This is a genomic window from Humibacter ginsengisoli (assembly GCF_054780095.1).
Genome location: NZ_BAAGWZ010000002.1, coordinates 32,484 through 52,650, shown reverse-complemented (window position 1 = coordinate 52,650; position 20,167 = coordinate 32,484). Strand labels below are relative to the sequence as shown.

Annotated in this window: 21 protein-coding genes; 17 read left to right on the top strand and 4 right to left on the bottom strand. The window is 67.3% G+C overall.

The features are described 5' to 3' along the window. Positions 1 to 155 precede the first annotated feature (155 nt). The 5 genes from ACYVI5_RS02620 to ACYVI5_RS02600 all read left to right on the top strand — a co-directional run bounded on the left by ACYVI5_RS02620 (position 156) and on the right by ACYVI5_RS02600 (position 5,438). Positions 156 to 1,520, top strand: a complete 1,365-nt coding sequence (locus ACYVI5_RS02620; RefSeq protein ID WP_460578871.1) for a M16 family metallopeptidase — start codon at positions 156 to 158, stop codon at positions 1,518 to 1,520. A gap of 29 nt (positions 1,521 to 1,549) precedes the next feature. Further along, the gene (locus ACYVI5_RS02615) at positions 1,550 to 2,152 is read left to right on the top strand and encodes a histidine phosphatase family protein (protein ID WP_440294983.1); all 603 of its coding nucleotides are present in this window, start codon (positions 1,550 to 1,552) and stop codon (positions 2,150 to 2,152) included. Between the two features lie 162 nt (positions 2,153 to 2,314). Further along, entirely contained in the window at positions 2,315 to 2,716 is a 402-nt protein-coding gene (locus ACYVI5_RS02610) for a hypothetical protein (protein ID WP_460578870.1), read from the top strand. A gap of 32 nt (positions 2,717 to 2,748) precedes the next feature. Further along, positions 2,749 to 4,821 (top strand): sensor histidine kinase, encoded by a 2,073-nt coding sequence (locus ACYVI5_RS02605; RefSeq protein WP_460578869.1) that lies wholly within the window; start codon positions 2,749 to 2,751, stop codon positions 4,819 to 4,821. Continuing rightward, positions 4,818 to 5,438, top strand: a complete 621-nt coding sequence (locus tag ACYVI5_RS02600; protein WP_460578868.1) for a transcriptional regulator — start codon at positions 4,818 to 4,820, stop codon at positions 5,436 to 5,438. The genes ACYVI5_RS02605 and ACYVI5_RS02600 overlap by 4 nt, the downstream gene beginning before the upstream one ends. Positions 5,439 to 5,475: 37 nt before the next feature. Here ACYVI5_RS02600 and ACYVI5_RS02595 read toward each other — a convergent pair whose 3' ends face one another. Further along, a complete protein-coding gene (locus ACYVI5_RS02595) occupies positions 5,476 to 5,976 on the bottom strand; it encodes a GNAT family N-acetyltransferase (RefSeq protein WP_460578867.1) in 501 nt (166 codons plus the stop codon). Between the two features lie 24 nt (positions 5,977 to 6,000). Between ACYVI5_RS02595 and dapB the strand changes: the two genes are divergently transcribed. Together dapB and ACYVI5_RS02585 are read left to right on the top strand one after the other, a co-directional pair. After that, positions 6,001 to 6,744 (top strand): 4-hydroxy-tetrahydrodipicolinate reductase, encoded by a 744-nt coding sequence (gene dapB / locus ACYVI5_RS02590; protein ID WP_460578866.1) that lies wholly within the window; start codon positions 6,001 to 6,003, stop codon positions 6,742 to 6,744. 10 nt (positions 6,745 to 6,754) lie between these two features. Further along, a complete protein-coding gene (locus tag ACYVI5_RS02585) occupies positions 6,755 to 7,204 on the top strand; it encodes a tetratricopeptide repeat protein (RefSeq protein ID WP_460578865.1) in 450 nt (149 codons plus the stop codon). Positions 7,205 to 7,214: 10 nt separating this feature from the next. Here ACYVI5_RS02585 and ACYVI5_RS02580 read toward each other — a convergent pair whose 3' ends face one another. From ACYVI5_RS02580 to ACYVI5_RS02570, 3 genes are all read right to left on the bottom strand, one after another. Continuing rightward, a complete protein-coding gene (locus tag ACYVI5_RS02580; protein ID WP_460531702.1) occupies positions 7,215 to 7,643 on the bottom strand; it encodes an OsmC family protein in 429 nt (142 codons plus the stop codon). Positions 7,644 to 7,719: 76 nt separating this feature from the next. Next, on the bottom strand, positions 7,720 to 8,235 hold the full coding sequence (locus ACYVI5_RS02575; RefSeq protein WP_460578864.1) for a DUF4395 domain-containing protein: 516 nt from the start codon (positions 8,233 to 8,235) through the stop codon (positions 7,720 to 7,722). Then, complete coding sequence (locus ACYVI5_RS02570) at positions 8,198 to 8,641, bottom strand: thioredoxin family protein (protein WP_460578863.1); 444 nt, start codon at positions 8,639 to 8,641, stop codon at positions 8,198 to 8,200. Before ACYVI5_RS02570 ends, ACYVI5_RS02575 begins: the two co-directional genes overlap by 38 nt. Positions 8,642 to 8,738: 97 nt before the next feature. Here ACYVI5_RS02570 and dapA point away from each other — a divergent pair, with 97 nt between their 5' ends. The 10 genes from dapA to miaB all read left to right on the top strand — a co-directional run bounded on the left by dapA (position 8,739) and on the right by miaB (position 20,161). Then, positions 8,739 to 9,716, top strand: coding sequence for a 4-hydroxy-tetrahydrodipicolinate synthase family protein (gene dapA, locus ACYVI5_RS02565; RefSeq protein WP_460578862.1), 978 nt, complete (start codon positions 8,739 to 8,741; stop codon positions 9,714 to 9,716). 90 nt (positions 9,717 to 9,806) lie between these two features. Further along, positions 9,807 to 11,483, top strand: a complete 1,677-nt coding sequence (locus ACYVI5_RS02560) for a ribonuclease J (RefSeq protein WP_460531715.1) — start codon at positions 9,807 to 9,809, stop codon at positions 11,481 to 11,483. A 142-nt stretch (positions 11,484 to 11,625) separates the two neighbouring features. Next, on the top strand, positions 11,626 to 14,460 hold the full coding sequence (locus tag ACYVI5_RS02555; RefSeq protein ID WP_460578861.1) for an FtsK/SpoIIIE family DNA translocase: 2,835 nt from the start codon (positions 11,626 to 11,628) through the stop codon (positions 14,458 to 14,460). Positions 14,461 to 14,507: 47 nt separating this feature from the next. Then, entirely contained in the window at positions 14,508 to 15,116 is a 609-nt protein-coding gene (gene pgsA / locus ACYVI5_RS02550; RefSeq protein ID WP_460531722.1) for a CDP-alcohol phosphatidyltransferase family protein, read from the top strand. Next, positions 15,113 to 15,619: a CinA family protein gene (locus ACYVI5_RS02545; RefSeq protein ID WP_460578860.1), complete on the top strand. Its 507-nt coding sequence runs from the start codon at positions 15,113 to 15,115 to the stop codon at positions 15,617 to 15,619. Before pgsA ends, ACYVI5_RS02545 begins: the two co-directional genes overlap by 4 nt. Positions 15,620 to 15,789: 170 nt before the next feature. Beyond that, on the top strand, positions 15,790 to 16,101 hold the full coding sequence (locus ACYVI5_RS02540; RefSeq protein ID WP_170026791.1) for a helix-turn-helix domain-containing protein: 312 nt from the start codon (positions 15,790 to 15,792) through the stop codon (positions 16,099 to 16,101). Positions 16,102 to 16,239: 138 nt separating this feature from the next. Beyond that, positions 16,240 to 16,467, top strand: coding sequence for a DUF3046 domain-containing protein (locus ACYVI5_RS02535; RefSeq protein WP_460578859.1), 228 nt, complete (start codon positions 16,240 to 16,242; stop codon positions 16,465 to 16,467). A gap of 200 nt (positions 16,468 to 16,667) precedes the next feature. After that, complete coding sequence (recA, locus tag ACYVI5_RS02530; RefSeq protein ID WP_460531732.1) at positions 16,668 to 17,741, top strand: recombinase RecA; 1,074 nt, start codon at positions 16,668 to 16,670, stop codon at positions 17,739 to 17,741. Between the two features lie 89 nt (positions 17,742 to 17,830). Next, on the top strand, positions 17,831 to 18,463 hold the full coding sequence (locus ACYVI5_RS02525) for a regulatory protein RecX (RefSeq protein WP_460531735.1): 633 nt from the start codon (positions 17,831 to 17,833) through the stop codon (positions 18,461 to 18,463). Positions 18,464 to 18,514: 51 nt separating this feature from the next. Then, the gene (gene miaB, locus ACYVI5_RS02520) at positions 18,515 to 20,161 is read left to right on the top strand and encodes a tRNA (N6-isopentenyl adenosine(37)-C2)-methylthiotransferase MiaB (protein ID WP_460578858.1); all 1,647 of its coding nucleotides are present in this window, start codon (positions 18,515 to 18,517) and stop codon (positions 20,159 to 20,161) included. The last annotated feature ends 6 nt before the right edge of the window (positions 20,162 to 20,167 follow it).

Here is a 20,167-nt window from a genome sequence, read left to right as displayed (position 1 = left end):
CGTTGCTCCACGACGAGTCCCGTCGGAGATCGTATGCAAGTATAGAGGGGTAGACATTGCTGTTTGTCCTCAAGAATGCGGACATATTCGGCCGTCTCGAACTCCTCCGGTTGCGGCTGGTTCGCGCACCGATTCGATCGCCTATTCTGGAGGGGATGAACGGCGCCGTTGACCTCCCACTCGACCGCGCCGATCTGACGTTCGCCGCATCCGGCGATGCGCTCGTCTCCCGCACAGTGCTGCCCAGCGGCGTGCGCATCCTGAGCGAGCACGTGCCCGGCGTGCGCAGTGCGACGATCGGATTCTGGTTCGGCGTCGGGTCGCGCGACGAGACCGGGTCGCTTCTCGGTTTGGCCGGCCACTCGGCGAGCTTCGGTTCGACGCACTTTCTCGAGCACCTGTTGTTCAAGGGCACGGGGCGGCGTACGGCGTTCGATATCGCGATCGCGTTCGACGCGGTCGGCGGCGAGCACAACGCGCTCACCGCGAAGGAGCAGACCTGCTACTACGCGAAGGTGCAGGACCGCGACCTCGGCATGGCCACCGAGGTGCTCGCCGACATGGTGACCTCGTCCGTGCTCGACGCGACGGACTTCGAGAACGAGCGCGGGGTCATCCTCGAAGAGCTCGCCATGGCCGAGGACGACCCTGCGGATGCCGTCAACGAGCGCTTCTTCTCCGCTGTGCTTGGCGAGCATCCCATCGCCCGCCCCATCGGGGGGAGCCCTGCCGCGATCAACGGCGCGACGAGGGATGCCGTCTGGCAGCACTATCGCGCCAACTACCGCCCGCAGGACCTCGTGGTCGCAGCCGCCGGTGCCGTCGACCACGCCAAGCTCGTCGCCGATGTGGAGCGCGCCCTGGCGGCTGGGGGATGGCCGATGACCGAGGTTGCATCGCCCGTCGAGCGGCGGAGCACACTCGAAGCGGAACTGACCGGGGCGGTGCCGATCGTGACGGCCAGACGACCGATCGAGCAGACGCACCTCGTGATCGGCACGCCGGGCCTGCGAGCCACCGACGACGCGCGCATAACGATGGGCGTGCTCAACTCCGTGCTCGGCGGCGGCATGTCGAGCCGGCTGTTCCAGGAGGTGCGGGAGAAGCGCGGCCTGGCTTACTCGGTCTATTCGTTCGCCGCCGGCTACTCCGACACCGGTGTGTTCGGCATGTATGCGGCCTGCGCTCCGCAGAAGTCGCGCTCCGTCGCCGGCATCATGCTGGAAGAACTGCGCCGGCTGGCCGCCGACGGGATCAGCCACGACGAGCTCGCCAGGGCCGTCGGCCAGCTCTCCGGCGGGTCGGCTCTCGCCCTCGAGGACTCGGACACGCGCATGACCCGGCTCGGCCGTTCCGAGCTGAGCACAGGCGAGTTCATCGACCTCGATGAGACCCTGCGCCGACTAGCGCTGGTCACCGCAGACGAGGTGCGAGAGCTCGCCGCCGCACTGGCATCCCAACCCCTCACCATCGCCGCGGTCGGCGCCGTCGACGACGACGTGTTCTCCGGCCTCAACTGAACACCCTCGAATCGAAGGAACCCCAGGTCTTGCCTCACTATCTCTACCTCGTGCGCCACGGCGAGCAGCAGGATGCCGAACACGGCATGCCCGACGGCCCGCTCTCGGCGCGCGGCAAGCGCCAAGCAACGCTCATCGCGGAGCGGCTCGGCGGCGTGCCGTTCACCTCCGCCTACCACTCACCGCTGCGCCGCGCGGAGGAGACCGCGAAGATCATGGCGGAGCGCTTGCCGGCACTCCAGCCGGAGCCGTCCAGCCTGCTGTTCGACTGCATCCCCTCCGGTCCCACCCCGGATATGCCGAAGGCGTTCGAGTCGTTTTTCGGCGGTATCACCGAGGCCGAGATCGAGGCGGGAAGCGCCCAGATGGCGGATGCGGTCAGCGAGTTCCTCACGCCGGCCCGCGCCGACCGTCACGACCTGCTCATCACGCACAACTTCGTGATCGGATGGTTCGTGCGTCACGTCTTCGACGCGCCCGACTGGAGGTGGCTGGGTCTCAACCAGGCCAACTGCGGGCTCACCATCATCCGGGTGCGCTCCGCAAAGCCACCGGTACTCGTCGTGCACAACGACCTCGGACACCTTCCGGTGGAGCTTCGCACCGGAATGCCCGAACTGCAGCCCGTCTAGCCGCATCGACCAGCGATGCGCCCGGTTCGTCTTACTTCCGGGAGACCCGGGACATAATGTCGCCTCGGATCGAGGGCCTGAGCCAGCAGAGAAAAGCATCCGGTGATCCTTAGCCTCGGATCATCCGACGGCAGCAGCCGCGGAGATCGAAGGAGGCAACTCATGGCGTCATCGCGCGTTACACCCGACCGTGCCTCTCGCACGGTTCCCGCTTCTTCGACGATGTGGCTTCTCGCCGCGTCTGCCGCATGGATGATCGTGCTCCAGTTCGCCGTCGTCGGCGGTCTGTTCCCGCCGATCGGGCTCATCCAGGCGGTCCTCTACGTCGTACCTCTCGTCATGGCCTGGCGGCGGCTGAGGGGTGCATTCGTGACGGCGGCGGTCATAGGCGTCATCATTCTGGCCGTGAATGCCGGGCCGATCATCGCCGATCTTTCGAACCCGTCTCGACTTCTCTCCTTCGTCTGGACTGTCGTCGCATTGCTTCTCGGTCTCGGAGTCATCGGAGCTGCGATCGTAGCGGCGGCGCGCGGCTCGCGGAAGCCGCGGACGACACAGGCGTAGACACCATCCGCGGTGCGCGGGAGCATTGCATCGTGACCGTGTCGAGCGACATCGGAGCGGTGGGTGATCCACCGGCTGCCGTCCGCTCGACACGCGCGCGAGTGACCGCGGCAGCGGCGCTCGTCGTCGTGGCGGGACTGGGTGCAGCCTCTGTCACCCTCGCGATTGCCAGCGGATCTACCTGGCTGCTGGCCTTGACCTCCTTCCTCGTGCCGAACCTGCTTGTCGGCGTCACGATGTCGCTGGTGGGGGCCATCATCGCGACGGAGCGTCCCGGGCAGCGGCTCGGCTGGCTGATGATGGCGATCGGCGTGGCGGGTGTTGTCCCTACCTTCGCCGCGCAGTATGCCCGATACGGCCTCATAGCCGATCCCGGTTCCTTGCCGGGTGCGGCCACGGCGGCAGTTGTTGCCGGATGCGCGTGGCCGGTCGCCAACTCGCTCGTCTTAGTGGGATTACCCCTCCTCTATCCCGATGGGCGTGCCCTGTCCCGCGTGTGGAACGGCGTGGGCTGGATGGCGGCGATAGGGACAGCGGTCTGGATGGCAGGGCTCGCGCTTTCGCCGGGGCCAATCACCGACGTGTCCGGCGTCGAGAACCCGCTCGGGGTCGACGCGGGATGGGTGGCCGTTCTCGCGCCTACCGGAACGATCCTCGTCATCGTCGCGATGTTCCTGGCGGTCGTTTCGTTGTTCCTGCGCTATCGGCATGCGCAAGACCGCGCCCGCTCGCAGATCAGGGTGTTCCTGGTAGCAGCCTCGCTGGTCGTCGCTGGGGAACTCGGCGTCCCACTCGCCATCCTCGCTGTCGGTGGCACTCTCGATGATTGGGTCTTCGCCGTCGTTGAGGGAGTCGTCGAGCCGGCTCTTGCAATCGCAGTCGGAGTAGCCGTGCTGCGCCACCACCTGCACGACATCGACACTCTGGTCAACAGGACAGCGGTCTATGTCGTGATGACCGCGCTCGTCGTGACGGCGTACGGACTGTCCGTCGGCTATGCCGCGCTCACCCTCGGCATCCGCGGTTACGTTCCTCAGGTGCTGACGACCATCGCCGTGGCACTGCTCTTCAATCCTGTGCGCCTGCGCGTGCAGCGGGGCGTCGATCGACTCTTCTATGGCCGTCGTCACGAGCCGTATTACGTACTCCGTCTGCTTGGCCAGCGACTGGCAGATGCGAGGTCGGCGGAGGGCGTCTTGAGCGCGGTCGCCGAGACCCTCCGCGAGGAACTCCGATTACCATTCGTCATGGTTGGGACCGCGGGAGGCGTGCAGGCTTGGGCCGGACGCCAGGCCCCAGTGGAGCACCGTTGTCCGTTGACCTTCGGTGAGACAGTGGTGGGCGAGCTCGCGCTCTCCCCACGGTCCCGCGGGGAGAGCTTTGCGGCGTCTGAATTGCGCATCATCGAGGACTACGCCCGGCAGGCGGGAGTCGCCCTGTACGCCGTTCAGCTCTCGGGCGAACTCGATGGGGCCAGGTCGAAGCTCGTGAACGCCGTGGAGGACGAACGGAGACGTCTTCGGCGCGACCTGCATGACAGCATCGGGGCGCAACTCGGCAGCCAGGCGATCGCTCTCGATGCCGCGAGAACGCTCATCCGTTCCGACCCGGTGCGCGTCGAGCAGATACTCCGCGAGATGAGGAAGAACGCCCAGAGCGCGACCGAGGACCTTCGGGGCATCATCAACGACCTACGCCCGCCGGTGCTCGACGACCGAGGTCTTCTGGAAGCCGTGCGCCAGCAGTCGGCACCGTATCGTTCGGCGGAATTCGACGTCAGCGTACGTCTGCTGGGCAGTCTTCCTCCGCTGGCGGCGGCCACGGAACTCGCCTTGCTGCGGATCGCCGCTGAGGCGGTCGCCAATGCCGCCAAACACAGTCACGGGCGCACATGCACCGTCACCATCGCCGCGAGCGCAAATGCTGTGACGCTCGACGTCGTGGACGACGGCGAGGGCATTCCAGTTGAACATCCCGCCGGGGTGGGGCTTGCTTCGATCCGGGAACGAGCGGCGGAACTCGGCGGTTGGAGCCAGATCGGGCCCGGCGAGAAGCGCGGCGCACGCGTGCACGCTTACATACCGGCAGGTGTCATCGAACCATGACGATTCGAGTCCTCATCGTCGACGATCATCCGCTGTACCGCGCCGGGCTGCGTCTGCTTCTGGAGAATCCCGAAACGGAGGTGATCGGCGAGGCGAGCTCGGGTGAGGAGGCTCTCGGGCTGGCGGGCGATCTGCAACCCGACGTGGTGGTCCTGGACGTGGCCATGCCGAAGCTGGACGGCGTCGAGACGTGTAAACGGCTCGTCGAGGCCAATCCGAGGGTTGCGGTCCTCTTCCTGACGATGATGGACGATGCTTCGACGGTCAGGGCGGCGCTGAGGGCAGGTGCAAGAGGATACCTGGTCAAGGGTGCCGGGGGTGACGACGTTCTTCGCGCCGTGAAGGCGGTCGCCGCTGGTCAGTTCGTCATCGACGGCGCGACCAAGGCCAGTAGCCCGTGGGCGGATGCCGCGCTGTCGCCGCTCGCGCTCCTCACCGCCCGGGAACGCGACGTGCTCGATCTGATGGCCGCGGGACTGACCAACACTGCGATCGCGGAACGGCTCCACCTCGGCGAGAAATCGGTGAGGAATTACGTTTCCGGCATCTTCCGGAAGCTGCGAGTCAGGAACCGGGTCGAAGCGATCCTCCTCGCCCGGGGCGAATTCGAGCGATAGGCGGCGGGTCGAAGCGAGGCGCCGCCGGCTCACCGTGTCAGCGAGCGCCGGCGGTGACGTCTTTCGCGTACCAGTGGGTGGCGTTCGGGTTGTGGTTGTACGGCTCGACCGAAACGTACCCGGAGGTGCGATAGAGGTTGCCCGCCGCTTCGAGGCTCTCATTGGTGTCGAGCACGAGCCGTCGAGCGCCGAACTCGATCGCACGACGTTCCAGCTCCGCGAGCAGCGCTCGACCCGCGCCCTTTCCACGCACGTGCGGGCTGAGCCAGAGATGCTTGACCTCGAAGCAGGGGAGGGTCGTACTCGAGCCGTCGCGAGCATCCGCGATTCTGCGTACACCGCCGCAACCCGCAGGCTCGCCGTCGATCATCGACACGACGAAGTCCCCGGCGGGCGGAACGAAGTGTTCAGGGTCGGGCAGCTTCACGCTGTAGCTGCCCTGCGCCTGCGGGAAGGTCTCAGCACGTTCAGCGAAGTACCTGGCGAGCAGATCGGCGGCAATCGGATCATCGGTTCGCAGGCTGACGAAGGTGAGCATCGACGACAGCTTAGGCTGAAGGCCATGACCATTCGTGTGGCCGTCGTCGGTGCGACCGGAAAGCTCGGCAGCGTCGCCGTCGACCTCATCGAGCGTGCGGAGGATCTCGAACTCGTCGCCGCTCTCGGCTCGAAGAGCGACCTGGCGGAGATGCGCGGGCCGGAGGATGCGCCGTCCGAGGTGGTGCTCGACGTCACGCTTCCGGCGGTGAGCCCAGGAGTCGTGGACTATGCACTGGATGCCGGGCGCAATGTCGTGGTCGGAACCTCCGGCTGGTCGGCGTCCCGGCTGGCCCCGCTCGGTGCCCGGCTGCGGGATCTGCCGGAGCGCGGCGTCATCGTCGTGCCCAACTTCTCGCTGGGCTCGGCGCTCGGCACGGCCTTCGCCGCGTCGGCCGCGAAGTACTTCGACTCGATCGAGATCGTCGAGACTCACGCGGCATCCAAGATCGACTCCCCTTCGGGCACGGCCGTGCGTACCGCTGAACTCATCGCTCAGGCGCGTGACGAGCTCGGCCCGGTCGCAGCCCCGCACACCGACCAGCGAGCGCGCGGTCAGCAGGTCGCCGGAGTGCCAGTGCACAGCCTGAGAATGGCGGGTGTGGTGGCCAAACAGAGCGTCGTTCTCGGCGGTGCGGGCGAGACGCTCACCATCACGCACGACACGACGGATGCCCGCGCCTATGCGGCGGGCATCCTGCACGCCTTACGCTCGGCGCCGGCGGCCCGCGGCCTCACCGTGGGCCTCGACCGGTTGCTGGGCCTGTGAGGCCGGCCGAGTGAAGGGACGTGTCGCGGCCATCGTGATGGCCGCCCTGTTGCTGCTCTACGTCGTGATCGTGGTGCGCTATGGCGTCATCCTGCTGACCAGTGGATCCGGCGTCGGAATCGCCATCGCGATCGCCTTGTTCGTGCTCGCGGTGATCGCGGCGTGGGCTCTGCTGCGCGAACTCTGGTTCGGGGTGCAGACGCAGCGGCTGGTGCGCATCCTCGGTGCGGAGGGCGGCTTACCGGTCGATGACCTTCCGCACCGTGCCAGCGGGAGGCCGTTGCGCGATGCCGCGGACGAGGAGTTCCCGCGGTACAAGGCCGAGGTGGAGGCTGAGCCGAGCAGCTGGCGGGCCTGGTTCCGGCTAGGGCTGGCCTACGACGCGTCCGGCGACCGCCGCAGAGCCCGACAGGCGTTGCACGAGGCGATCAAGCTGCACAGGCAGCAGCCGGGCACCTGAGTCGGACGGCCTACGCCAGTTCGGCTTCGATGGTGATCGGGATGCCCGCGAGCGCCTTCGACACTGGGCAGCCGTTCTTCGCTTCACCGGCGAGCCGCTGGAAGTCCGCGTCCTCCAGCCCCGGCACCTTCGCGTTGACCAGCAGGTGGCTTCCCGTGATGCCTGGAACAGACGGGTCGAACGTGACAGCGGCCGTGACCTGGATGCTCTCGGGCGGGGTGCCGTTGCCGGCCAGGATGTTCGAGAACGCCATGGCGAAGCATGCCGAGTGAGCGGCGCCGATGAGCTCCTCCGGATTGGTGGTCCCGGACTCGCCCTCAGACCGAGCCCGCCAGTTCACGGCGAACTGAGCGGCGTTCGACGAGTCGAGGTTGACCTCACCCGATCCGCTCGTGAGCTCTCCCCGCCAGACGGTGGTTGCTTCGCTGGTGATGGCCATGGTCGCTCCCTTGCATCGTGATTCTTGTCGTCCTGTCCAGCGTAGGTGCCGGGGAGCGTGGCCGGGAAGGGCGCGTTCAGGTTTGGGGCTGGCCGCGGCGTACGAGACCGAAGCGCACGAGCAGAAGGTAGATCTGGCATCCGAGGCAGTAGCCGAAGAGGGCATTCAGGAATGCCGCCACGAAAGCGAGGGCCGAAGCAACGACGACTGCGTACGGAACGCCTACGAGTTGCAGGAGCACGCCGAGCGCGGTGATCACGAAGCCGACACCCTGCGCGAACGTCGGCGGGGCGGCATCCTCGAGCTCCGCAGGCGGCTTCAGCCTCGGCCGCACAAGGGCGCGGAAGAGGAGACCCCACGGATGCCGGCCGATGCCCGCCGCGGCCCCCCAGAGGAACAGAAGCGCGAGCACAGCCAGGAGCACGGTGGCCGCGAGCGTGGCGCCGACCAGCCCGAGGAACAGGGCAACGAGCAGCAGCACTGCCGTGATCCCGGCTCCGAACCGCGGCCCGCGGGGATCGATGCCGGGCTTCTTCGTGCGAACGGATGCTCCGTCAGGCTGCGGCGACACGGCTCTCCTTCTCGATTTCATCCAGTCGCGCGGCCACCTCGTTCGCGCGTGGCACACCGCCGATGCGGGAGCGGATGTCTCCATCGGCATCCAGCAGCAGGATCGTTGGCGTCTGCATCACGTCGAACTCACCGGCGAGGTGCGGCTGCTGCCCGAGGTCCACCTCGAGGAAGCGCACGCCGTCTCGCTCGGAGGCGATTCCGCCAAGGACGCGCTCGGCGACGCGGCAGGGACCGCAGTATTCGGTGGAGAACTGCAGGATGGTCGCCGTCGAGCCGAATTCGACGCCCGGTCCGAGTAACTGCGCGTTCACCCGCGCCCCGCCGGCGTCCCGCACCCGGCCGTTCCGTGCACGCCAGATCACTCCGGCGAGTGTCGCGATGACGAGGAGGCCGGCGATGACGGCGAGGGCGGCTGCGGGGTTCATGGCTGGTGGCCACGCTACGTCGCGCAGGGGAGTCGGTGGCGATGTGTGACGTATCGTGACATGCCCGCGATCGCCGGGCCACGGTAACCTGAACCACGTGTCCACGTCAGAGAATCCGTTCGGCCAGGTCCTCGTCGCGCTGGTGACTCCGTTCACCGCCGACGGTGAAGTGGATTGGCCCGGCGTGGAGAAGCACCTTGACGACGTCATCGCCGACGGTGCGGACGGCATCGTCATCTCCGGCACGACCGGTGAGACGTCGACCTTGACCGACAACGAGAAGCTCCGCCTCATCGAGGTCGGGCTCGACGTCGCGGCGGGTCGCGCCAAGATCATCCAGGGTGGCGGGTCGAACGAGACCGCGCACGCGATCCAGCTCTACAAGGCCAGCGAGAAGGCCGGCGCCGACGGCGTCATGATCGTCACGCCCTACTACAACAAGCCGACGCAGGCGGGCATCCTCACGCACTTCCGCCTCATCGCCGACGCCACGGACCTGCCGGTCATCCTCTACGACATCCCCGGCCGCACCGGGGTGCCGATCAAGTACGACACGATCCTGCGCGCGGCCAAGCATCCGAACATCGTGGCCATCAAGGATGCCAAGGGCGACTTCGCCGAGGTGTCGCGCGTGCTCAACAACACCGACCTGATGTACTTCTCCGGATCGGACGAGAACGTGCTTCCGCACCTCGCGATCGGGGCCACCGGTCTGGTCGGCGTCACGGCGAACATCGCTGCGCGTCCCTACCGGGAGATCATCGACGCCGTCAACCGCGGCGACCTGAAGACCGCGACCGAGCATCACAAGAGACTCGAGTCGCTCGTGCGGGCGGTCATGACCCACGTGCCGGGCACGGTCGCCGCCAAGTACCTGCTTCACGGACTCGGCCGCATCCAGAGCCCTCGAGTAAGACTCCCGCTCGTGGGTCCCGAGGACTTCGAAGCCGCGCAGATCGAAGCGGACCTCGACCTCGTGCACGACGTGGAGGGTCTCGATCTGACCAACTTCAGGCCCGATCGCAACGCGGCCGCCGGGGGAGCGCTCCCCAAGGTGGCGGGCACGACGCGCTGAGAACACCGCACCGGTCGGCAGCGCCGACCGGGGACAGAACGCCACCCGGATGCTTCCGGGCCGGGACAGGAACAACGAAAGGCACGGCATATGCCCGCGTCGGTATACGACCCGCCCGCTCTCGAGCCGGGAACCCTCCGCATCATCCCCACCGGCGGCCTCGGCGAGGTCGGCCGCAACATGACGGTCTTCGAGATCGACGGCAAGATCCTCATCGTCGACTGCGGCGTGCTCTTCCCCGAGCAGGACCAGCCAGGCGTCGACCTGATCCTCCCCGACTTCGGACCGGTGCGCGACCGGCTCGATGACGTCGTCGGCGTCGTGCTCACGCACGGCCATGAGGACCACATCGGAGCGGTGCCCTACCTGCTGCGACTGAAGCCGGACATCCCGCTGCTGGGATCGAGCCTCACTCTGGCGCTCGTGGAGGCGAAGCTCAAGGAGCACCGCATCCAGCCATACACGCTCACCGTGAAGGAGGGCGGCCGCGAACGACTCGGACCGTTCGAGCTGGAGTTCGTGGCGGTCAATCACTCCATTCCGGATGCCCTCGCCGTGGCGATCCGTACCAGCGCCGGCCTGGTGCTGCATACCGGCGACTTCAAGATGGACCAGCTGCCGCTGGACGACCGACTCACCGACCTGCGCGCGTTCGCCCGGCTCGGCGAGGAGGGCGTCGACCTCTTCCTGGTGGACTCGACCAATGCCGACGTGCCCGGGTTCACCGCCCTCGAGCGCTCGATCGGCCCGGTGCTCGACAACGTCATCGCCCGCGCGCCGCGCCGGGTGATCGTCGCAAGCTTCTCCAGCCACGTGCACCGGGTGCAGCAGGTGCTGCACGCCGCGGCGGCGAACGGTCGCCGCGTCGCTCTCCTCGGGCGTTCCATGGTGCGCAACATGACGATCGCCGCCGACCTTGGATACCTGCACGTGCCTGAGGGCGTGCTCATCGACTACAAGAAGGCCGCCGACCTGCCGGACGACAAGGTCGTCTACATGTCCACCGGGTCCCAGGGTGAGCCGATGGCCGTTCTCGCGCGTATGGCCAACCTCGACCACCAGATCGAGATCGGGCGAGGTGACACGGTCATCCTCGCCTCCAGCCTCATCCCGGGCAACGAGAACGCCGTGTACCGGGTGATCGACGGCCTCACGAAGCTCGGTGCCACCGTCGTGCACAAGGGCAACGCCAAGGTGCACGTCTCCGGGCACGCGGCGGCCGGCGAGCTCCTGTACTGCTACAACATCCTGAAGCCGCGCAACGTCATGCCGGTGCACGGCGAATACCGGCACCTGGTCGCCAACGCCCAGCTGGCACAAGACACCGGCGTTCCGGAGGAGAACACGCTGCTGGCGGAGGACGGCAGCGTGATCGACCTGCGCGACGGCGTCGCCCGCATCGTCGGTCAGCTCGACCTGGGGTTCGTGTACGTCGATGGCTCTTCGGTGGGCGAGATCACGGATGCGGACCTCAAGGACCGCAGGATCCTCGGCGAGGAGGGCTTCATCTCGATCATCGTCGTGGTGGAGGCGGGCACCGGGCGCATCATCACCGGGCCTGAGGTGCACGCGAAGGGCTTCGCAGAGGACGACGCCGTGTTCGACGACGTCAAGCCGAAGATCGCGGCAGCGCTCGCGGATGCCGCCCACAACGGCGTGCGCGACGCCCACGCGCTCAGCCAGGTGGTGCGGCGCACCGTAGGCCGCTGGGTGAACACGAGCTACCGCCGCCGCCCGATGATCGTGCCGTTGGTCATCGAGGCGTAAGCCTCGATGACTGGCGAGCAGCGCATAGAGGCGTAGGGCCGGGCTCTGCGCGAGCTCACGAGAATGACGCGGGACTGCCTCATCTGAGAGACACCCGCAGGTGCTCCGCTGCGATGACGGCCGCCGCCGCTACCGTTGTCCCATGGCCACGAGCACCAAGTCGACGTCGCGCGCCCGCGCGCGCGGCACGTCGGCCACGCGCACGCCGTCGCGCCAGACGGCGACCCAGAAGACGAAGGTGCTGCCCGCAGCGGATCCGCAGCGCGGCATCCTGACGACGGCGTGGCTCGGGCTCGCGCACCTGGTGGGAGGAGCGGCGCGCGCCTTCGGGCCGGAGAAGCTCGCCAAGGAGGAGCGCCGCGACGGCCTCCCGTTCTTCATCGTGCTGCTCGCCGTGGCCGGCGCGGTCGTCGAGTGGTTCCTTATCGACAACCAGGTGGCGCAGCAACTGGATGCCTGGACGTTCGGCGGCCTGTTCGGCCGGGTGGCCTTCGGTCTCCCTGTGGTGATGCTGCTGCTCGCCGTGTGGTTGTTCCGCCATCCGGCTTCCGTGCACGACAACACGCGCATCGGCATCGGTCTCGCGCTTCTTCTGGTGACGGTGTCGGCGCTCTGTGAGATCTTCTCGTCCCGGCCCCAGCCGAGCGACGGCATCGACGCGTTGGCGAAGGCCGGTGGTGTGATCGGCTGGATGGCCGGAGCGCCTCTCGCCGCCGTCGCCACGCCGATCGGTGCAGCGGCGATCGTGATCGTGGTTCTGCTGCTGAGCGTCCTGATCATCACGAAGACTCCGCCGAACCGCGTCGGCAAGCGCCTGGGCGAGCTGTATTCGTACCTCTTCGGTGCGCAGACGGAAGCGGCCGCCGAGCCTGTCGACGAGCAGGAGGAGCGCCCGTCACGCAAGTCCCGCCGGGGCAAGGACGCCGCCGAAGACGAGACGGCCGACACCGACGAGAACGTGCCGTGGTGGCGTCGCAACAAGAGCGGCCGCGAGGAGGACCCGGAATTCGAGCCGGCCGACACGTCGTTCACCGAGGTGCTGGGCGTCGCGTCCTCAGGCGCCGGCTTCGACAGCGCACTCGAGCCGGAACCGCAGGACTACAAGACCGAGGTGCTGGCAGACCTGCAGGATGCCGAGAACGCTGTCAGCAGGTTCACCGGCGATGTCGCTCTGACGGGCAAGCATCCGACCGGGCTGCGTCCCGACACGGCGACCGCCGTGCTGCCGGGATTCGGCGCACTGTCCGACGACGACTTCGACGAGGCGGCGGCCGAGGCGGCCCGGCCATTGGAGACGGTGCCGGACGCGCCGTACGTGCTGCCGGCGGCATCCACCCTGTCGGCAGGCACGCCCGCGAAGGCGCGTTCGGCGGCGAACGATGAGGTCGTGGCGGCGATCACGTCGGTGCTCGACCAGTTCCAGGTGGATGCCCGTGTCACGGGCTTCTCGCGCGGCCCGACCGTCACGCAGTACGAGATCGAACTCGGCCCGGGCGTGAAGGTCGAGCGGGTGACCGCCCTCAGCAAGAACCTCTCGTATGCGGTGGCGTCGAACGAGGTGCGCATCCTGTCGCCGATCCCCGGCAAGAGCGCGATCGGTGTCGAGATCCCGAACTCCGATCGCGAGATCGTCTCGCTCGGCGACGTGCTTCGCTCGGCTGCCGCGACGAACAGCCACCATCCGATGACGATCGGCGTCGGCAAGGATGTCGGCGGCGGCTTCGTCGTCGCGAACCTCGCCAAGATGCCGCATCTCCTCGTGGCAGGCTCGACAGGCTCCGGTAAGTCGATCTTCGTGAACACGCTGATCACGAGCCTGCTGATGCGCGCGAAGCCGAGCGATGTGCGGATGGTGCTCGTCGACCCGAAGCGCGTCGAGCTCTCCGTGTACGCGGGTGTTCCGCACCTCATCACGCCCATCATCACGAGCCCGAAGAAGGCCGCTGAGGCGTTGCAGTGGGTCGTCAAAGAGATGGACATGCGCTACGACGACCTGGCCAGCTTCGGGTTCCGGCACATCGACGACTTCAACAAGGCCGTGCGCAACGACGAGATCGTGCTGCCGGAGGGCAGCGAGCGCAAGCTGAAGCCATACCCCTACCTGCTCGTCGTCGTCGACGAACTTGCCGATCTCATGATGGTCGCCCCGCGTGACGTCGAGGACTCGATCGTGCGCATCACGCAGTTGGCGCGAGCATCCGGCATCCACCTCGTGCTGGCGACTCAACGCCCGTCGGTGGACGTCGTCACCGGACTCATCAAGGCGAACGTGCCGTCACGCCTCGCGTTCGCGGTGGCGAGCGTCACCGACTCGCGGGTCATTCTCGACCAGCCGGGAGCCGACAAACTCATCGGGCAGGGCGACGGGCTCTTCCTGCCGATGGGTGCGTCGAAGCCGATCCGCGTGCAGGGCGCATACGTCGCCGAGAGCGAGATCCAGCGCGTCGTCGACCATGTGACGAGCCAGGCGCGACCCGAATACCGTCAGGATGTCGCTGCCGGGCCGGAGAAGAAGCAGATCGACTCCGATATCGGCGACGACCTCGACCTGTTGCTGGCGGCCGCCGAGCTGATCGTGTCGAGTCAGTTCGGGTCGACGTCGATGCTGCAGCGCAAACTCCGCGTCGGATTCGCGAAGGCCGGCCGGCTGATGGACCTGCTCGAGTCGCGGGACATCGTCGGGCCCTCCGAGGGATCGAAGGCGCGCGATGTGCTCGTCACGCCGGAGCAGCTGCCGCAGGTGATGGCGCGGTTGCGCGGAGGCGACAGCGGCCAGGCGTCCGCACAGCAGTCAGCGCAGGGCGGTCAGCCAAGTGCGATTTCTCCGGCGGGCCAGAACATGCCGTCAGGTCAGCCGACGCACCAACAGGACGACGACGACCGTTACGACGACCCGGTGTCGCGACAGTTCAGCGACCTCGAAGAGGTCGACGGTGACTCCGACGAAGACGCCTGGGGGCTGACGGGGCGCGAGTAGAGGCGACCCGCGCTCTCCGCTCCGCCACCCGGGCCTAGGCTTGCTGCATGACCGATTCCGGCCGCGCCGAAGCGCCGACCGCACCCGGCAACTTCAATCTGCCGAACCTCATCACGGTGGTGCGCATCTTGCTCGCACCGGTGTTCTTCTGGCTTCTGCTCGCCGATTCGGGTGCCGACGGCATCCTGCGCTGGATCGCCGCGGCACTCTTCATCGTGGCGATCGCGACGGATGGCGTTGACGGCGCGATCGCGAGGCGCAAGGGGCTCGTCACCGATCTCGGCAAGATCCTCGACCCGATCGCCGACAAGCTGCTCACGTCGGGTGCGCTGGTGTGCCTGTCGATCCTCGGCGAGTTGTGGTGGTGGGTGACGATCGTGATCGTCGTTCGCGAGGTGGGCATCACGGTGTGGCGCATGGTCGAGCTGCGCCGTGGCAACGTGGTGCCGGCCGGGCGGGGCGGCAAGCTCAAGACGGTCGCGCAGGCCGTCGCCATCTCGTTCGCGCTGGCGCCGACGTGGACGGTGGTGGGCGACTGGATCTTCTGGCTGAACTGGGTGCTCATGGGCATCGCGCTTGTCCTCACCGTCTGGTCCGGGCTCGAGTACCTCTGGGCGGCATATCGCCTGCGGCGCGGCTCCGGGCGGCGGCCGTGACGCACGAGGACGAGGAGGCCACCGCAGATCGCACGGCGGCGTTGATCGCCAGACTCACTGCGCGCGGGCTGACTCTCGCGGTCGCGGAATCGCTCACCGGCGGCGCCCTGACAGCCGAGCTGACCAGACCGGCCGGGGCATCCGCCGTCGTGCTCGGCGGTGCCGTGGTGTACGCCACGGAGCTCAAGCACACGCTCGTCGGAGTGGATGCCGCGCTGCTGGCAGAACACGGTCCCGTACATCCCGAGGTGGCGCGCCAGCTGGCGAGAGGCGTGCGCTCCGCACTGGCCGTCGGCCGTCGTCCCGCGGACGTCGGTGTCGCCACCACGGGCGTGGCAGGACCGGACGGGCAGGGCGGGCGTTCTCCTGGCACGGTCTTCATCGGAATCTCGCACGGCGACGAGGACGAGGTGGTCGAGCTGGCGCTGACGGGAACGAGGGCCCAGATACGTGCAGAATCAGTGGACGTCGCCGTCCGCACCCTGGCCGAGCTCGTGCTGTAGGGCCGGCGGAATAGCCCGTATCTCGAGTTTGTTACAGCGTTATGTACTCACACCCAAACCCCAGTCGTCGATGGTTAGAGTTCATGGACCGTCAAAGCGCGTAGCGTTGAAGGTATCCGTAAGACAACAACGGATCGAAGGTTGTGGCAGGAAGAGAGAAGGAGGCTCCAATGATTCTTGTACGTCAAGAAATCGGCGACGTGCTACGGGACTTCCGCCTGCAGAAGGGGCGCACTCTTCGCCAGGTCGCAAGCCGGGCGAGTGTGGCTCTCGGTTACCTCAGCGAGGTCGAGCGCGGACAGAAGGAGGCGTCGAGCGAGATCCTCGCTTCGGTGGCCGACGCACTCGACACGCCCATCTCGGTGATCATGCGTGAAGTCGGCGATCGGCTTGCGGTGCTCGAGGGCATCGACCAGGTCATCCCCGACACTGTTCCCGACGAGTTCGTCGCCGCGCTGGACGCGGATCTCGTCGCTCGGTGAGTCTGCTCGCCGGATAAGACGAAAGTGGCGCCCCGCTTCTGCGGGGCGCCACTTGCTTCATGGAGGCTACCGCTTCCGGGTGCCGTTCACCACCGGGAAGGGGCACCGTTCGCCGGGACGATCTCCTATGCTGTCGCGGTGCGAACGAGCGAATTCCGACGGGCCGTGGCGGCCGAGTTCGGCGAACAGTACGGCCGGGCTCTGCTTCGCGACCTCGTGATCGACAGCCTTGGAAACCGCACGTCGGATCAGGCGCTCGCCGACGGTGTGCCTGAGCGCGACGTATGGCTCGCCCTGTGCGAGGCGATGGAGGTCCCGGTCGAACGCCGGCATGGTGCCGGCCTTCCGACACCTCCTCGACGATGACCACGCTGACTTCGAAAAAGGCCCCGACACGCCACGCGATCGTACGAAGAGATGTTCGGGTGTTGCTACTCTGAGTCCACAGAACTTCTCGAAGCGAGTTATCCACTTCGCGCCGGTCCGGCATCCCGTTGTCGCAGGTGCGTCCTACGGTACGAAGCAGCGATTACACGACGACTGTTCCGGCGAAAGGAAGCCACACCATGCCCACTCCAGCAGATCGCGAAAAGGCACTCGAGACCGCTCTCGCTCAGATCGACCGGCAGTTCGGCAAGGGCTCCGTCATGCGACTGGGCAGCGATGAGCGTGCTCCCGTCGAGGTGATCCCCACGGGTTCGATCGCCCTCGATGTCGCGCTCGGCATCGGCGGACTACCGCGTGGCCGCATCGTCGAGATCTACGGTCCGGAGTCCTCCGGAAAGACGACGCTGACGCTGCACGCCATCGCCAACGCCCAGAAGAACGGCGGAATCGCCGCGTTCATCGATGCCGAGCACGCGCTCGACCCGGAGTACGCGAAGAAGCTCGGCGTCGACATCGACTCGCTCCTCGTCTCGCAGCCCGATACGGGGGAGCAGGCGCTGGAGATTGCGGACATGCTGGTGCGAAGCGGATCGATCGACCTCATCGTGATCGACTCCGTCGCCGCGCTCGTTCCGCGTGCCGAGATCGAGGGCGAGATGGGCGACTCGCACGTCGGTCTCCAAGCCAGGCTCATGTCGCAGGCGCTCCGCAAGCTGACCGGTGCGCTCAACCAGACGAACACCACGATGATCTTCATCAACCAGCTTCGCGAGAAGGTGGGCGTGTTCTTCGGCAGCCCCGAGACGACCTCCGGCGGCAAGGCGCTCAAGTTCTACGCGTCGGTGCGACTCGACATCCGCCGTATCGAGACGCTGAAGGACGGCACGGAGGCCGTCGGCAACCGCACCAGGGTCAAGGTCGTCAAGAACAAGATGGCTCCGCCGTTCAAGCAGGCCGAGTTCGACATCCTGTACGGCGTGGGCATCTCGCGCGAGGGCAGTCTTCTGGACTACGGCGTCGAGCAGGCCATCGTGAAGAAGTCCGGCGCCTGGTACACCTACGAGGGCGACCAGCTCGGTCAGGGCAAGGAGAACTCGCGCAACTTCCTGATCGACAACCCCGACATCGCCGCCGAGATCGAGCGCAAGATCCTGGTCAAGCTCGGCGTGATCGTCGACCCGAATGCACCGGTCGAGAGCGTCTCGAACGTCGAGTCGATCGAGACGAAGATCGCACAGCGCAAGGGCGCCTGAGGCGAGGCGAGCGCACGATGGTGGTGCAATTTCCGCCTGCGGGGTCCGCTGACGGCGGGCCGGCAGCTGAGGGGCGTGGACTCGCTCCGGTGACGTACCTGCCGGGCGCCCAGCCGTCCGATGCGGCCCAGAATGCGCTCGCCCGGGTCCGGTCCCTGTCGCGCCGTGCTGCGGCAGACGCCGATGAGAACGCAACAACGGCTCAACTCGATCGCAGAGACCGCAAGGCGACACGCGCCGGCAACGTGGCGATCCATCAGCTCGCACGGCGTGGCATGTCCCGTTGGGAGCTCGAGCAGGTGCTGGCCAAGCGTGAGGTGGATGGCGAAACGGCGGCGGCCGAACTCGACCGGCTCGAAAGCCTCGGGCTACTCGACGACGCGGCCCTCGCGGTCTCTGTCGTCTACTCGATGCACACTCGCAAGGGGTCGGGCCGGGCGGCCATCGAGGGGGAACTGCGTAGGCGACACCTCGACGACGCGGTCATCGCCGATGCGATGGCAGAACTCGACGGCGACGACGAGCTCGAACGAGCTACCGAGTTGGCGATGGCCCGTGCTCGGCAGTTGCGCTCGGTCGACTACGACGTCGCTGCGAGGCGGCTGAGCGCATACCTCGCACGCAAGGGCTACGACGGCGAGGTCATCCGAGCGTCCGTGCGCACGGCTTTGGAGGGGCACCCGCGCGGTTCGACGGCGAGCGGGGGAGTCCGTTTCCGCTGAGACCGCACCGCATCCAGCGATCAGGTACGCGAACGTAGACTAGTGCGCACTATGACCATTGCCGATCGAATCCGACCCAGCTCGGCTCCGACATCGATCGCCGTGTCGGACGCCGCTGTCGATGCCGATGGACACGTGCGCACGTACGAGGTGCGCACCTACGGCTGCCAGATGAACGTGCACGATTCGGAGCGCCTCAGCGGTTCGCTGGAGGCGGCGGGGTACGTGCGGGCGTCCGGAGCCGAAGCCGACGTCGTCGTGATCAACACGTGTGCGGTGCGCGAGAATGCGGACAACAAGCTCTATGGCAACCTCGGCCACCTGGCATCCGTGAAGAGGCGGCACGCCGGGATGCAGATCGCCGTCGGAGGCTGCCTCGCTCAGAAGGACAAGAACGTCATCCTGGAGAAGGCTCCCTGGGTCGACGTCGTGTTCGGCACGCACAACATGGGAGCGCTGCCGAACCTGCTGGAGCGCGCGCGGCACAACCACGAAGCCCAGGTTGAGATCCTCGAAGCCCTCGAGACGTTCCCGTCGACGCTTCCCACGAAACGGGACTCCACCTACAGCGGCTGGGTGTCCATCTCGGTCGGCTGCAACAACACGTGCACCTTCTGCATCGTGCCGTCGCTGCGAGGCAAGGAGAACGACCGCCGCCCGGGCGACGTGCTCGCCGAGATCAAGTCACTGGTCGACGACGGCGCCATCGAGGTGACACTCCTCGGCCAGAACGTGAACTCCTACGGCGTCGACTTCGGCGACCGGCTCGCGTTCGGCAAGCTGCTGAGGGCCGCGGGCGAGATCGAGGGGCTGGAGCGCATCCGGTTCACCTCGCCTCATCCCGCTGCGTTCACCGACGACGTGATCGACGCCATGGCCGAGACGCCCGCCGTGATGCCACAGCTGCACATGCCGCTGCAGTCCGGATCGGACCGGATCCTACGCGCCATGCGCCGCAGCTACCGTTCGGCGAAGTTCCTCGGCATCCTCGACAGGGTCCGCTCCCGCATCCCCGATGCCGCCATCAGCACCGACATCATCGTCGGGTTCCCTGGTGAGACCGAGGAGGACTTCCAGGAGACGCTCCGCGTCGTGGAGCAGGCCCGTTTCGCGTCGGCGTTCACGTTCCAGTACTCCGCGCGACCCGGCACCCCCGCCGCCACCATGGCCGACCAGGTGCCGAAAGATGTCGTGCAGGAACGCTACGACAGGTTGATCGCCCTGCAGGAGCGCATCGGCCTGGAGGAGAACGAGAAGCTCGTCGGCCGTGAGGTGCAGGTGCTCGTCGCCACCGGCGAGGGCAAGAAGGATGCAGAGACGCACCGCATGAGCGGACGCGCCGAAGACAGCCGCCTCGTGCACTTCGAGGTACCGGAAGGATCGGAGCTCCCGCGGCCTGGCGACGTCGTCAGCGTACGCATCACGCACGCGGCGCCGTTCCACCTGCTGGCCGACGCCGAACCGGGCGAGACACTCCGAGTGCGCCGCACCCGAGCGGGGGACGCCTGGGACAACGCGGAGGCCGAGTCTTGTGCCGTGCCCTCGCACGGGTCATCGGGTGCCGAGCGCAAGGTGTCCCTCGGCCTGCCGGGGCTGCGTCCCCGATCGGAACTGGGCTCGCCGCGGCACTATCTGGACCAGGGAACGCCAGCCGGTCCCACGACGCCGATCTACGATCTCGCCGACGGCGAGCGGTGATCCGTC

Coding starts and splice junctions, on each gene's coding strand:
- ACYVI5_RS02620 (WP_460578871.1), top strand. CDS start 156: ATGAACGGCGCCGTTGACCTCCCACTCGACCGCGCCGATCTGACGTTC.
- ACYVI5_RS02610 (WP_460578870.1), top strand. CDS start 2,315: ATGGCGTCATCGCGCGTTACACCCGACCGTGCCTCTCGCACGGTTCCC.
- ACYVI5_RS02600 (WP_460578868.1), top strand. CDS start 4,818: ATGACGATTCGAGTCCTCATCGTCGACGATCATCCGCTGTACCGCGCC.
- ACYVI5_RS02595 (WP_460578867.1), bottom strand. CDS start 5,976: ATGCTCACCTTCGTCAGCCTGCGAACCGATGATCCGATTGCCGCCGAT.
- dapB (WP_460578866.1), top strand. CDS start 6,001: ATGACCATTCGTGTGGCCGTCGTCGGTGCGACCGGAAAGCTCGGCAGC.
- ACYVI5_RS02580 (WP_460531702.1), bottom strand. CDS start 7,643: ATGGCCATCACCAGCGAAGCAACCACCGTCTGGCGGGGAGAGCTCACG.
- ACYVI5_RS02575 (WP_460578864.1), bottom strand. CDS start 8,235: ATGAAATCGAGAAGGAGAGCCGTGTCGCCGCAGCCTGACGGAGCATCC.
- ACYVI5_RS02570 (WP_460578863.1), bottom strand. CDS start 8,641: ATGAACCCCGCAGCCGCCCTCGCCGTCATCGCCGGCCTCCTCGTCATC.
- ACYVI5_RS02560 (WP_460531715.1), top strand. CDS start 9,807: ATGCCCGCGTCGGTATACGACCCGCCCGCTCTCGAGCCGGGAACCCTC.
- ACYVI5_RS02555 (WP_460578861.1), top strand. CDS start 11,626: ATGGCCACGAGCACCAAGTCGACGTCGCGCGCCCGCGCGCGCGGCACG.
- pgsA (WP_460531722.1), top strand. CDS start 14,508: ATGACCGATTCCGGCCGCGCCGAAGCGCCGACCGCACCCGGCAACTTC.
- ACYVI5_RS02540 (WP_170026791.1), top strand. CDS start 15,790: ATGATTCTTGTACGTCAAGAAATCGGCGACGTGCTACGGGACTTCCGC.
- recA (WP_460531732.1), top strand. CDS start 16,668: ATGCCCACTCCAGCAGATCGCGAAAAGGCACTCGAGACCGCTCTCGCT.
- miaB (WP_460578858.1), top strand. CDS start 18,515: ATGACCATTGCCGATCGAATCCGACCCAGCTCGGCTCCGACATCGATC.